Origin of the sequence: Paraburkholderia polaris (assembly GCF_012927345.1) — a bacterium.
In the GTDB taxonomy this organism is placed as follows: domain Bacteria; phylum Pseudomonadota; class Gammaproteobacteria; order Burkholderiales; family Burkholderiaceae; genus Paraburkholderia; species Paraburkholderia polaris.
Genome location: NZ_JABBGJ010000024.1, coordinates 73924 through 86805, shown reverse-complemented (window position 1 = coordinate 86805; position 12882 = coordinate 73924). Strand labels below are relative to the sequence as shown.

Annotated in this window: 17 protein-coding genes; 1 reads left to right on the top strand and 16 read right to left on the bottom strand. The window is 61.2% G+C overall.

Annotated features, from left to right (window positions below; translation table 11 throughout):
• Position 1 precedes the first annotated feature (1 nt).
• The 5 genes from HHL24_RS22540 to HHL24_RS22520 form a co-directional block, all read right to left on the bottom strand.
• The gene (locus HHL24_RS22540; protein ID WP_006052302.1) at positions 2-613 is read right to left on the bottom strand and encodes a glutathione S-transferase N-terminal domain-containing protein; all 612 of its coding nucleotides are present in this window, start codon (positions 611-613) and stop codon (positions 2-4) included.
• A 94-nt stretch (positions 614-707) separates the two neighbouring features.
• A complete protein-coding gene (locus HHL24_RS22535) occupies positions 708-1463 on the bottom strand; it encodes a cytochrome c1 (RefSeq protein WP_169487587.1) in 756 nt (251 codons plus the stop codon).
• Positions 1464-1485: 22 nt separating this feature from the next.
• Positions 1486-2865, bottom strand: coding sequence for a cytochrome b (locus tag HHL24_RS22530; protein WP_169487586.1), 1380 nt, complete (start codon positions 2863-2865; stop codon positions 1486-1488).
• The gene (gene petA, locus HHL24_RS22525) at positions 2865-3485 is read right to left on the bottom strand and encodes a ubiquinol-cytochrome c reductase iron-sulfur subunit (RefSeq protein ID WP_105511149.1); all 621 of its coding nucleotides are present in this window, start codon (positions 3483-3485) and stop codon (positions 2865-2867) included. The genes HHL24_RS22530 and petA overlap by 1 nt, the downstream gene beginning before the upstream one ends.
• Positions 3486-3706: 221 nt before the next feature.
• Positions 3707-4453 (bottom strand): Nif3-like dinuclear metal center hexameric protein, encoded by a 747-nt coding sequence (locus HHL24_RS22520; RefSeq protein ID WP_169487585.1) that lies wholly within the window; start codon positions 4451-4453, stop codon positions 3707-3709.
• 19 nt (positions 4454-4472) lie between these two features.
• Between HHL24_RS22520 and HHL24_RS22515 the strand changes: the two genes are divergently transcribed.
• Positions 4473-5696, top strand: a complete 1224-nt coding sequence (locus HHL24_RS22515; RefSeq protein WP_169487584.1) for a Do family serine endopeptidase — start codon at positions 4473-4475, stop codon at positions 5694-5696.
• Between the two features lie 270 nt (positions 5697-5966).
• Here HHL24_RS22515 and tatC read toward each other — a convergent pair whose 3' ends face one another.
• The 11 genes from tatC to HHL24_RS22460 form a co-directional block, all read right to left on the bottom strand.
• A complete protein-coding gene (gene tatC / locus HHL24_RS22510; protein ID WP_169487583.1) occupies positions 5967-6746 on the bottom strand; it encodes a twin-arginine translocase subunit TatC in 780 nt (259 codons plus the stop codon).
• 34 nt (positions 6747-6780) lie between these two features.
• Positions 6781-7299 carry a Sec-independent protein translocase protein TatB gene (gene tatB / locus HHL24_RS22505; RefSeq protein ID WP_169487582.1) on the bottom strand — a complete coding sequence of 173 codons (519 nt, stop codon included), beginning with the start codon at positions 7297-7299 and terminating at the stop codon, positions 6781-6783.
• A gap of 39 nt (positions 7300-7338) precedes the next feature.
• A complete protein-coding gene (gene tatA, locus HHL24_RS22500) occupies positions 7339-7578 on the bottom strand; it encodes a Sec-independent protein translocase subunit TatA (protein WP_028199650.1) in 240 nt (79 codons plus the stop codon).
• Positions 7579-7873: 295 nt separating this feature from the next.
• Positions 7874-8239, bottom strand: a complete 366-nt coding sequence (locus tag HHL24_RS22495; RefSeq protein ID WP_154560996.1) for a histidine triad nucleotide-binding protein — start codon at positions 8237-8239, stop codon at positions 7874-7876.
• 82 nt (positions 8240-8321) lie between these two features.
• Positions 8322-8717 carry a DUF4870 family protein gene (locus HHL24_RS22490; protein ID WP_169487581.1) on the bottom strand — a complete coding sequence of 132 codons (396 nt, stop codon included), beginning with the start codon at positions 8715-8717 and terminating at the stop codon, positions 8322-8324.
• 83 nt (positions 8718-8800) lie between these two features.
• The gene (locus tag HHL24_RS22485; RefSeq protein WP_169487580.1) at positions 8801-9193 is read right to left on the bottom strand and encodes a phosphoribosyl-ATP diphosphatase; all 393 of its coding nucleotides are present in this window, start codon (positions 9191-9193) and stop codon (positions 8801-8803) included.
• The gene (hisI, locus tag HHL24_RS22480; RefSeq protein WP_329606721.1) at positions 9190-9600 is read right to left on the bottom strand and encodes a phosphoribosyl-AMP cyclohydrolase; all 411 of its coding nucleotides are present in this window, start codon (positions 9598-9600) and stop codon (positions 9190-9192) included. Before hisI ends, HHL24_RS22485 begins: the two co-directional genes overlap by 4 nt.
• Position 9601: 1 nt before the next feature.
• Complete coding sequence (gene hisF, locus HHL24_RS22475) at positions 9602-10375, bottom strand: imidazole glycerol phosphate synthase subunit HisF (RefSeq protein ID WP_169487579.1); 774 nt, start codon at positions 10373-10375, stop codon at positions 9602-9604.
• A gap of 258 nt (positions 10376-10633) precedes the next feature.
• A complete protein-coding gene (hisA, locus tag HHL24_RS22470) occupies positions 10634-11386 on the bottom strand; it encodes a 1-(5-phosphoribosyl)-5-[(5-phosphoribosylamino)methylideneamino]imidazole-4-carboxamide isomerase (RefSeq protein WP_169487578.1) in 753 nt (250 codons plus the stop codon).
• A gap of 214 nt (positions 11387-11600) precedes the next feature.
• On the bottom strand, positions 11601-12242 hold the full coding sequence (hisH, locus tag HHL24_RS22465) for an imidazole glycerol phosphate synthase subunit HisH (protein ID WP_169487577.1): 642 nt from the start codon (positions 12240-12242) through the stop codon (positions 11601-11603).
• Positions 12239-12859 carry a MarC family protein gene (locus HHL24_RS22460; protein WP_169487576.1) on the bottom strand — a complete coding sequence of 207 codons (621 nt, stop codon included), beginning with the start codon at positions 12857-12859 and terminating at the stop codon, positions 12239-12241. The genes hisH and HHL24_RS22460 overlap by 4 nt, the downstream gene beginning before the upstream one ends.
• Between the last annotated feature and the right edge of the window lie 23 nt (positions 12860-12882).

The window sequence follows — 12882 nt, the reverse complement described above, 5'->3', positions numbered from 1 at the left end:
CTCAACGACGCATCACCTTTTCCGAAGGCGTCAGCGCTTCGATATATGCCGGGCGGCTGAAAATGCGCTCGGCGTACTTCATCAGCGGTGCAGCGTTCTTCGACAGCTCGATGCCGTAGTGATCCAGACGCCACAGCAACGGCGCGATCGCGACGTCCAGCATCGAGAACTCTTCGCCAAGCATGTACTTGTTCTTCAGGAAGATCGGTGCGAGCTGCGTCAGGCGATCGCGAATCGCGAGACGCGCCTTCTCGTGATTCTTCTCAGCGGCCTTGCCCTTTTCGTTTTCGAGGGTGCCGACGTGGACGAACAGCTCCTTTTCGAAGTTGAGCAGGAACAGACGGGCACGGGCACGCTGAACCGGATCGGCCGGCATCAGTTGCGGGTGCGGGAAGCGCTCGTCGATGTACTCGTTGATGATGTTCGATTCGTACAGAATCAGGTCCCGTTCGACGAGAATCGGCACCTGACCATACGGATTCATCACAGCGATGTCTTCCGGCTTGTTAAACAGGTCGACGTCGCGGATCTCGAAGTCCATGCCCTTTTCGAACAACACCAGCCGGCAGCGCTGGGAGAACGGGCAAGTTGTGCCGGAATACAGAACCATCATGTTTACGTTTCCTCAAAAAGCTGAAAGGCCAGCGCGCGGAAAAACCGTTCAACAGGTTTTTCCTGGCGCCGGCCCCACGCCGGTGACAGCGTGATTATTTGATATGTTTCCAGTACGCAGCGTTCAATCGCCAAGCGAAAAAGCTCAGGACGCCGAGGAACAGCAGCACCCACACGCCAAGCTGTTTGCGGGTTTTCTGCGTCGGTTCGGACATCCATGACAGGTACGACACGAGGTCGGCCACAGCAGAATCATAATCTACCGGCGACATTGTCCCCGGCGTGACCTGTTGGAAGCCGACAAACTTGTGCACCGTTTCGCCTGTTTTTTCGTCGGTTTCGTCACCAAACTTCGCAGTACGTTGCCCCTGAAGCTGCCACAGCACGTGAGGCATGCTCACGTTCTCATACACCAGATTGTTCCAGCCGGTCGGCCGCGTATTGTCGCGATAGAAGCTGCGCAGATACGTGTACAGCCAGTCCTTGCCACGCGCCCGCGCTTCCACCGACAAATCCGGCGGACTCGCGCCGAACCACGCTTTCGCGTCGTCCGGACGCATCGCCACGGTCATGGTGTTGCCGACTTTATCCGTCGAGAACAGCAGGTTCGACTGGATTTCGTTCGGCGTAATGCCGAGGTCGGTCAGCCGGCTGTAGCGCATCAGATTCGCGCTGTGGCAATTCAGGCAATAGTTTACAAACAATTGTGCGCCGTGCTGCAACGAAGCAAAATTCTCCGCGTTATCGGGCGCGCGGTCGAGAGGGAAATTCTCGTCCGCGTGCGCCGGTCCGGCCAGCACCGCGAGCAGTGTCGCGCCGATCAGCGCGCACGTCGAAAGCAGTTTTTTCATTTCGTGTTCTCCTGGCTCGCGATTAGTGGGGCTTGAACCGCACCCGCTCGGGCGGCTGCTTGAACGTGCCAAGCCGCGTCCAGACGGGCATACCGAGGAAAAACGCGAAGTAGATCAGCGCACACACCTGAGCAATCAACGTCGAGGCGGGCGACGGCGGTTTGGTGCCGAGGAAGCCCAACGTCAGGAAAGCGAGCACGAAGATCCCGTAGAACACCTTGTGAAAAAACGGCCGGTAACGGATCGACTTCACCGGCGAGCGGTCGAGCCACGGCAGGAAGAACAGCGAGATCACCGCGCCGCCCATCACCACCACACCCCAGAACTTCGATTCGGTGAACGCCATCGCCAGAACCACCAGCACCGCGAGCACCGGCAAGCCGAGCTTCCATTTGCCGCGCGCGCGCACCAGCGCGAACAGACCGAGCAGCGCGACGATAATCATCAGTACGATCTTGAATGGATCGGTGGTGGCCCGCAACATCGCATAGAACGCCGTGAAATACCATACCGGCGCAATTTCCTGCGGCGTTTGCAGCGGATTGGCGGGAATGAAGTTGTTCGCCTCAAGGAAATACCCACCCATCTCCGGTGCGAAGAAGATGATTGCCGCGAAGATGAACAGGAACACCGTCACGCCCATGAAGTCGTGCACGGAGTAGTACGGATGGAACGGGATACCGTCGAGCGGGATGCCGTCCGGGTCCTTCTTCGCCTTGATCTCGATGCCGTCCGGGTTGTTCGAGCCCACCTCATGCAGCGCCACCAGGTGAGCGACCACGAGGCCGATCAGCACCAGCGGAATTGCGATCACGTGGAACGCGAAAAAGCGGTTCAGCGTGACGTCCGAGACGACGTAGTCGCCGCGAATCCACAGCGACAGATCCGGCCCGATGAACGGAATCGCCGAGAACAGGTTGACGATCACCTGCGCCCCCCAGAACGACATCTGTCCCCACGGCAGGAGGTAGCCGAAAAACGCCTCGGCCATCAGGCACAGAAAGATCGCGCAGCCGAAGACCCATACCAGTTCGCGTGGCTTGCGATACGAGCCGTACAGCAGCCCGCGGAACATATGCAGATACACGACGACGAAGAACATCGACGCGCCCGTGGAGTGCATATAGCGGATCAGCCAGCCCCACGGCACCTCGCGCATGATGTACTCGACCGACGAGAACGCGAGCGTCGCGTCGGGCTTGTAGTTCATCGTGAGGAAGATGCCGGTGACGATCTGATTGACCAGCACCAGCAGCGCGAGCGAACCGAAGAAGTACCAGAAGTTGAAGTTCTTCGGCGCGTAGTACTCGGAAACGTGCTTCTTCCAGGTGGACGTCAGAGGAAAGCGCCGGTCGATCCAGCCGACCAGCCCGGTCGTCTCTACTTCGTGTTCGATCGCCATTACGCTTCTCCTTTCTCGTCCTTGCCGATCACGAGGCTGGTGGCCGTGGTGAACATGTAAGGCGGGATGTCGAGGTTCTGCGGCGCAGGTTTGTTCTTGAAGACGCGGCCGGCCATGTCATAGGTCGAGCCGTGGCAAGGGCACAGAAAGCCGCCTGGCCAGTCGTCTGGAAGATTGGGCTGCGCGCCCTCCTGGAAGCGCGGCGTCGGCGTACAGCCCAGATGGGTGCACACGGCGACGGCGACGAAAAGGTTCTTGTGATCGGTGCGTGAACGGAATTCGTTGTTGCAGTACTCCGGCAACGGCATCGAAAAAGGATTTTTGGTGTGGGGATCCGCTACTTCGTTATCGGCTTTCTGGACATCGGCGAGCATTCTGTCGGTGCGGTTAATGATCCAGACGGGCTTACCGCGCCAGGCGACTGTCTTCATGTCGCCGGGCTTGAGATCACTGATATCGACTTCGACCGGGGCGCCTGCCGCCTTGGCCTTTTCAGATGGTGCAAACGAACTAACAAAGGGTACGACAGTGGCAACGCCTCCTATGCCACCCGCTACGGTCGTCGCTATCAGCCAGGTACGGCGGCCGCCGTCGACGCGTTCATCTTCCTTGTCTCGCATTACACGCCCCACTTCTGAGTTGGATTTTTCCTTCACGTCGCTTCTACCGCCGCTAGTTTGCGCGAATGGAGTCGGCATTTACAAGGCCCCATTGCCAAAAACCGTGCGAAGCCCTTGATAAGTCAGGGTTTCTCCGTACGGATCGCAAACTTTTTTGCACCTCCTTTTAAGTGCCCTCTGCGTTATTCGTGCCTTTTCCTTATCTAATGCCGCGTTTCAATTCAAACGGGATTAGGGATATCGATAAACACGTGTTCGATATCGAACGACTCGGACAGATGCTTGCCCACCGCCTGCACGCCGAAACGCTCGGTCGCGTGATGGCCGGCGGCGAGGAACGCTACACCGCTTTCCGCCGAGGTGTGCATCACCGACTCCGACACTTCGCCGGTCAGGTAGACGTCAGCGCCGGCATTGATGGCGGCGTCGAACATGCCTTGCGCGGCGCCCGTGCACCAGCCCACTCGGCGCAGTTCGCGATCCGGGTCGCCGAACACGAGTGGCGTGCGGCCGAGCGTCTGCTCGACTTGCGCGGTGAAATGGGCGAGCGTGATCGGCATCGGAAACGTGGCGAGCCAGCCGAGATCGTTCTCGCCGAAGCGAGCGTCGCTGATCCAGCCCATCTTCGCGCCGATCTGCGCGTTGTTGCCGAACTCAGGATGGTCGTCGAGCGGCAGGTGATAGGCGAACAGGTTCAAGTCGTTGGCGATCAGCAGCTTCAGCCGCGCGTGTTTGCGCCCGGTGATTTGCGGCGCCTCGTTGCGCCAGAAGTAGCCGTGATGGACCAGCACTGCGTCCGCGCCCCAGTCGAGCGCGGCCTCGAGGAAGGCCACCGAAGCCGTCACGCCGGTCGCGAGCTTATTGATCTTGCGGCGCCCTTCCACCTGCAATCCATTGGGGCAATAGTCCTTGAAGCGCGCGGTTTCAAGGAGATTGTTCAAGTACAATTCAAGTTCGATCCGATCCATATAAACCTCTAGTCTTCAGATGCTTAGACGCTTTTGGCTGTTCTTTGCCCAAGCGGTGACTGTGCTGTTGGCGCTGATGTTCATCGTTGCGACCCTCAAACCGCAGTGGCTCCAGCGTCAAGGGCAATTCGGCAAGCAACTCGCCGAACCGATCGTCGCCCTTCGGGAAGTGGCGCCAGGCATCGGCACGGGCCCCGCCCAGGCGTCCTATGCAGACGCCGCGCAAAAGGCCATGCCCGCGGTGGTCAATGTGTTCTCCAGCAAGGATGGCTCACTGCCGCCCGATCCGCGCGCGAAAGATCCGTTGTTCCGCTACTTCTTCGGCGACAAGAACAAAGGCAAGCAGCAGGAGCAACCCGCGTCGAATCTCGGCTCGGGGGTGATAGTGAGTTCGGAAGGTTACATTCTAACGAACCAGCACGTCGTAGACGGCGCCGATCAGATCGAAATCGCGCTCGCCGACGGCCGCACCACCAATGCAAAGGTGATCGGTGTCGATCCTGAGACCGATCTGGCCGTGCTAAAGGTCAACATGACCAACCTGCCCACCATCACGCTCGGCCGCATGGACCAGACGCGCGTGGGCGACGTGGTGCTGGCGATCGGCAACCCGTTCGGCGTCGGCCAGACGGTGACCATGGGCATTGTCAGCGCGCTCGGGCGCAATCACCTCGGCATCAACACGTTCGAAAACTTCATTCAGACCGACGCGGCCATCAACCCGGGTAACTCCGGCGGCGCGCTGGTCGACGTGAACGGCAATCTGCTCGGCATCAATACCGCCATCTATTCGCGCTCGGGCGGCTCGCTCGGCATCGGCTTTGCGATTCCTGTCTCGACCGCGCGCAGCGTGCTCGAGAGCATCATCACGACGGGCTCGGTCACGCGCGGCTGGATTGGCGTGGAGCCGCAAGACGTGACGCCGGAAATCGCCGAATCGTTTGGGCTTGAGCAGAAGTCGGGCGCGATTGTCGCGGGCGTCCTGAAGAACGGACCGGCCGACCGTGCGGGCATCAAGCCGGGCGACATCCTGGTGAGCGTGAACGGCCAGGAGATCACCGACACCACGCGTCTGTTGAATGTCATCGCGCAGATCAAGCCGGGCACGGCGGCGAAGGTTCACCTGGTGCGCAAGAGCCGCGAAATGGATCTTGACGTGACCATCGGCAAGCGCCCGCCTCCGCCGAAGCAACCAGCCGAAGACAACGGCGGCGGCGATCAGCAGGACGACGACGGCGGTTGAATACGGAGCGGCAGTCGGCAGCATGGCGGCGGTTGAAACGGGGGCGGTGGCCAGCAGCACGGCGGCGGTTAATTTGATGCACAGCCACAGCAGCAAGGTGGCGCTAGCCGAAGCGGGAGATAAGACGACGCCGTTGGCCAAAGCAGCCAGCAACACGGCAAGCCAAACGGCACCGCCGCCAAAGACAAAAAGGGCAGTCCGCAATGGACTGCCCTTTTTGTTTGCGCTCGGCCTTCCCGCTAGCGCGACAAGTGCCCGATGCGCACTACTTCAATTCGGCGGACTCGCATCTTCGACGACTACCTGCTGCTTGCCGACAATCAACCGCGCCGCGATGATGCCCGCTTCGTACAGCACGATCAGCGGAATCGCCAGAATCAGCTGCGAGAACACGTCCGGCGGCGTCACTACCGCCGAAATCACGAAAGCGCCGACGATCACATACGGACGGATTTCCTTGAGCTTCTTGATGGTCAGCACGTTCATGCGGACCAGCAACACCACGACAATCGGCACTTCGAACGTCACCCCGAACGCGAGGAACATGGTCAGCACGAAGCTCAGATAGTTGTCGATATCGGTGTTCATCTCCGCGCCGAGCGGCGCGTTGTAGTGCGCCATTACACGGAAGATGGTCGGAAACACCACGAAATACGCGAACGCCATGCCGCACAGGAACAGCGTGTAGCTGCTGCCCACCAGCGGCCCGACCAGCTTCTTCTCATGCTGATACAGACCCGGCGCGACGAACGCCCAGATCTGATACAGCACGACCGGCAGCGCGATCACGAAGGCAACCATCATGGTCACCTTCATCGGCACGAAAAACGAGCCGGTGACGTCGGTGACGATCATCTTGCCGTCCTTCGGCAGATTCTGCATCAAGGGCCGCGCCAGCAGCCGGAAGATGTCCGGCGCCCAATACACGAGCCCGACAAACACCACGATGACGGCAAGGCCGGCGCGAATGATACGGTCGCGCAATTCAACGAGGTGGGAAATGAAGGTCTCTTCAGTGCCTTCGTCCTGGGTTTGCTGGGGGTCGCTCACGCCGGCCCTCGGTTAGAGATTGTCGTTCTGATCATCAGAAGAACCGCGTCGGACGACGCATGGTGGTCGGCGTATGCCGGGCCACGCGCGCCGCCCCCGACTGCACGCGCGTGCGGCGCGTGGTGGCGCGCTTGTACCAGGTGGGCATGGCCGTCTGCTTGACGCGCCAGTTCTTGCGTTTGGGGCCTGCCGGTGGCGTGCTGATCTGCCACGACGAATTGCCGACATCTTCAAGCGCGCCGCCGGCAATGCTCGGCGACACCGACGTGCCGCTATTCCACGCGTCGTTCAGTTCGGTTTCATGCTTGCGCAGATTGTCCTGAACGCTCGTTTCGACGTTGCTCGCCGCCGCTTCGAACTCGGTTTTCATGCGACGCAATTCGTCGAGTTCGATTTCGCGGGTGACTTCGGCCTTCACGTCGTTGATATACCGCTGCGCGCGGCCGAACAGCGCGCCGGCCGTGCGGGCGACGCGAGGCAAGCGCTCAGGCCCGAGTACGACCAGCGCGACGACGCCGATCAGCGCCATCTTGGTTAGACCGAGGTCCAGCATGAAGTGGAGTGTCCGTCAGTAACGCGGTTGGGCCGCGGCTTAGCGGTAATCGCCGGAACGCGGCGTCTTTTCCTTCGCATCCACATCTACCGTGCCATTGCGCGGCAGTTCGCGCTGCTGCGCTTCACCTGCGGGTGTTTCGGCTTCCTTCATGCCTTCCTTGAAGCCCTTCACCGCGCCACCCAGATCGGTGCCGATATTGCGCAGTTTCTTCGTGCCGAACACGAGCGCCACGATCAGCAACACGATCAGCCAATGCCAAATGCTCAACGAACCCATGACTACTCTCCTTAACCCCGACACCGCACCTTGATGCGGCAAAACTCGTGCGCCTTGCGGCGTGAATCGAAGCGCGTACGCTCCATCTATACGTTGCCGCGAGCAGTTCCGATTCAACCCGCGACACGGTGTGCCATTCTGACCTGACGATCGCGTCGGCGTCGTTACAGTGCAGCAAAAACCACGACCCAGCTATTGTCGACCACCAAAACTCGCCGCGCGCCTCGCAGTCCGCGGTTATTTGTAAGCCCGCGCGATCAGCCCGCGCTGTCAGCCCATTCTGTCAGCCCGTTCGTCAGCCCATTCGCTGCCACGGACGCGGCCCTGCGAGGATGTGTGCGTGCAGGTGATACACCTCTTGCCCGCCGCCCGGACCCGTATTGATTACCGTACGAAAACCGCTTTCGCCACCGGTGTACGCCACGCCGAGCTGGTCGGCCAGACGCGCCACCAGAACAAGCATTCTACCAAGCAGCGGCGCCTCGCTTTCGGTGCAATTCGACAGCGTGGCGACGTGCTTGCGGGGAATCACCAGTACATGCGTTTCAGCTGCCGGACGGATGTCGCGGAAGGCAACAAACTCTTCGTCTTCATGGACTTTGGTCGACGGAATCTCGCCGGCGGCGATCTTGCAGAAAAGGCAGTTTGGGTCGTGACTCATCGTATTCCTGACACAGTATGGCTAGAGCGCGGAGCGTGGCGCGGCACGGCTAATGTCCCTCCCGGCCGCGACCGGACTCAACTCAAAACCAGCCCCGCGGATTCGCGAGCGGCTTGTTATCGTACAGATACAGCCAGCCCTTGATAATACGGTACAACATCCAGATGCTGACGGCCCACAGAACCGGGATACCGATCACCACGAACAGCAACACGCCACCGATCGCATAGCCCAGCAAGGCCATCCAGAACGAGCGGATCTGCCACTCGAAATGCGCCTCGTAGGGCGTGCCCACCACATCGGCCCGCTTCACATAGTTGATGATGATCGCGATCAGAATCGTCAGACCACCCGTCAGCCAATGGACCGCATACAGCGCGTACAGCACATGCGTGAGCGTGCGCAGACTGCGTTCGCGCTCGGGCTCGATCGCGTTGCGGTAGACCGGCGGCGGATAATTTCCATGCGACTGCTCCATGCTTGCGTCCTCCCGAGGATGCGATCCGATGCGTTCAGTGCAATGTGGGTGCCGACGTTCGCCACTTCAAGACGTGGCGACAATCAGTCGCCGTTCTCCTCGCGCTCGCGGCTCTTGCGCAACGCCTTTTCCTCGATGCCCGACAGGCCTTCACGGCGCTCGAGTTCGGCAAGCACGTCAGCCGGACTCAGGTCGAAATGCGACAGCATCACCAGGCAGTGAAACCACAGGTCCGCCACTTCGCCGACCAGCGCTTTCGGTGCGCCGCCGTGACGCGTGTCTTTGGCGGCCAGCACGACTTCGGTGGCTTCTTCGCCGATCTTCTTGAGAATCGCGTCATCGCCCTTGTGGAACAGGCGCGACACGTACGAGACGTCCGGATCACCACCCTTGCGGCTGTCGATGATGGCCGCGAGGCGCAGCAGCGTGTCGTTGGTGGACGAAGAGGGTTCCGTGGATTGCGTGGATTGCGTCATTTGTAGATGTGTTCGGGGTCTTTCAACACGGGATCGACGGCGACCCAGCCGCCGTCTTCAACCGAGCCTTCGAATTTCTGGAAAAAGCACGAATGACGGCCGGTGTGGCACGCGATGCCCGACACCTGCTCGACCTTCAGCAGCACGACGTCTTCGTCGCAATCGAGCCGCACTTCATGCACGTGCTGCACGTGGCCGGACTCTTCGCCTTTGAACCACAGGCGCTGGCGCGAACGCGAGAAGTACACCGCGCGGCCCAATTCCACCGTTTTCGTCAGGGCTTCGCGGTTCATCCACGCGAACATCAGCACGTCGTTGGTCGACGCTTCCTGCGCGATCACCGGCACGAGGCCGTTCGCGTCCCACCTGACCTTGTCGAGCCAATCTACTGCAGAGGGATTCACCACGTCACAACCTCACCGAAATGCCTTGATCGGCCATGAAGCGCTTGGCCTCGCCCACGGTGTGTTCGCCGTAGTGGAAGATGCTCGCGGCCAGTACCGCGTCCGCGTGGCCGTTCTTGATGCCGTCGGCCAGATGCTGCAGCGAGCCGACGCCGCCCGAGGCGATCACCGGAATCGACACCGCGTCGGACACCGCCCGTGTGAGGGCAAGATCGAAGCCGCTCTTGGTGCCGTCGCGGTCCATGCTCGTCAACAGGATTTCGCCCGCGCCCAGTTCGGCCATCTTGCGCGCCCATTCGACGGCTTCGAGACCGGTGGCCTTGCGGCCGCCATGCGTGAAGACTTCCCAGCGCGGCGGTTCGCCGTCCGCGGACACGCGCTTCGCGTCGATTGCAACGACGATGCATTGCGAGCCGTATTTGTCCGTCGCGTCGCGCACGAGTTGCGGATTCGCAACTGCCGACGAGTTCATGCTGATCTTGTCCGCGCCCGCATTCAACAGGCGCCGCACGTCTTCGACAGCGCGCACGCCGCCGCCGACCGTCAGTGGAATGAACACCTGGGAGGCGACCGCTTCGATGATCGGCAGGATCAGATCGCGCTGGTCGGAGGTGGCGGTGATGTCGAGGAAGGTGAGTTCGTCGGCGCCCTGATCGTCGTAGCGGCGCGCGATTTCGACCGGATCGCCCGCGTCGCGCAGTTCGACGAAGTTGACGCCCTTGACCACGCGTCCAGCCGTGACGTCGAGACAGGGGATGATGCGTTTAGCTAGAGCCATGATCTTGCAATTCTGCCAATACCGCTGATGAGGCCGCTCGCCTGAATCTTCACGAGCGGCACAGTGCCGGCGCGGCAAGCCGCGTCAGGCCGGAAATGTGCCGAAGGCACATGCACGCGGCGTGACGCGCTTTCAGGACGCGCCGTCGCGTCCGCTTGCCGTCCGCTTTTACGCCTGCTTGATGCCCGCTTAGGCCCGCTTTACGCCCGGCTCTAAACGCCGATTCCGCGGCGAATGCGACGCTGCAGGCGTCGAACCTTAAGCGTCGTCCGATTCGCGCAGCCGGTCCGCGAGGGTTTGCGCCGCCGCGAAGTCCAGATCGCCCGAGTAGATCGCCCGGCCGCAGATCACGCCTTCGATGCCTTCGTCCTCGACTTCGCACAGCGACTCGATGTCCGTAAGGTTCGACAAACCGCCGCTCGCGATCACCGGAATCTTCACCGCGCGTGCGAGACGCACCGTCGCTTCGATGTTGATGCCCTGCAGCATGCCGTCGCGGCCGATGTCGGTGTAGATGATCGACTCGCAGCCGTAGTCCTCGAACTTGCGTCCCAGATCGACCACTTCATGACCGGTCAGCTTGCTCCAGCCGTCGGTGGCGACCTTGCCGTCTTTCGCATCCAGACCGACGATGATATGGCCACCGAAAGCCGTGCACGCGTCCTGCAGGAAGCCCGGATTCTTCACCGCGGCCGTGCCGATGATGACGTACGACAAACCGTCGTCCAGATAGCGCTCGATCGTGTTCAGGTCACGGATGCCGCCGCCCAGCTGGACGGGAATCTCGCCACCTACTTCCTCGATGATCGCGCGGATCGCGTCTTCGTTTCTCGGCTTGCCGGCGAACGCGCCATTCAGGTCGACAAGGTGCAGACGACGGGCGCCGCGGTCGACCCAATGTCGGGCCATCGCCGCCGGTTCCTCGGAAAATATCGTCGCCTGGTCCATATCGCCCTGTTTGAGGCGTACACAGTGACCATCTTTCAGGTCGATGGCGGGAATCAGCAGCATAGCAATCGGGTGTTGTCTGGGAGGTGGTTGAAGGTCGGCGGCAGCGGCTGACAAACCAGCCCGCCACAGCGCCGTTTCGCTAGTTTAGTACAACTCTTTCGACGCCCTTGCGGAGCGCCGTATTGAAGCGAAATCGTCTTGCTGCGGTTGTAGCGTACAGCCGACGCCCCGCTTGTGGCGGAACGACGCACGGCAACGGGATGAAGAAAGGCGCTCACGGGTTCCAGTGCACGAAGTTGCGATACACGCGCAGCCCCGCTTCAGCGCTCTTTTCCGGGTGGAATTGGGTCGCGAAGATGTTATCCCGCGCCACCGCCGAGGTAAAGGGCACACCGTACACCGTTTCGCCCGACGTGTGGGCAGCGTTGTCCGGTACGACGTAATAGCTGTGCACGAAGTAGAAGAACGCGTTGTCCGCGACGCCGTCCCACAGCGGATGCGGCTTGGCCTGGCGCACGCGGTTCCAGCCCATTTGCGGGACCTTGAAGCGCGAGCCGTCGTCCTGCACCTGGCCTTCCAGGTCGAAGCGCAGCACTTTTCCCGGCAACAGACCCAGGCCGGGCGTATCGCCCTCGGCGCTCCAGTCGAACAACATCTGTTCGCCGACGCACACACCCATCAGCGGCTTGGAGCGCGAGGCTTCCACGACCGCTTCCTGCAGGCCGGATTCGGCCAGACTGCGCATGCAGTCGGGCATGGCGCCCTGACCGGGCAGCACCACGCGATCAGCCGAGCGGATCGCTTCGGGCCGATCGACGATCGCCACGTCCGCGTCCGGCGCGGCGCGGCGCAATGCCTGGGCGACCGAGCGCAGGTTGCCCATTCCGTAATCCACAATCGCTATCGAAGTTTTCATTTCAAGTTAGGCAGCAATGCCTTCAATCCATCGACGATGAATTCCACCGCCAGCGCCGATAACATCAAACCCATGAGCCGCGTACCGATGTTGATACCTGTGCGACCTACCCAACGGGCAATCGGTTCGGCGAGCCGCAGCGAAAAAAAACAGATCGCCGCCAGCACGGCGCCGATCGCAATCAGGCTCAGCCGGTCGTACCAATGCACCGAGCCGGCCGCATAGATGATCGTGGTGCTGATCGCGCCCGGGCCGGTCAACAGCGGGATCGCCAGCGGCACGACCGCGATGTTGTCCTTCTGCTCGGCTTCATGGCGCTCTTCCGGCGTCGAACGGCTGTTGCCGATCTGCGCGTTCAGCATGTTGATCGCCATCAGCAGCATGATGATCCCGCCGCCCACTTCGAGCGACCCGACCGAAATGCCGAAGAAGCTGATGATCTGCTGTCCGAGCAGCGTAGTCACCGCAATCACACAGAACACCGAAATCGCCGCGATGCGGATGGTTCTGCGCCGCTCGGCGTCGCTCTGCAGCGCCGTCAGGCTCATGAAGAACGGGATGGCGCCGACCGGATTGATCAGCGCCAGCAGCGAAATAAACGACTTCAGAATGTCCATCGCACACCGGCCGCGTGGAAGCG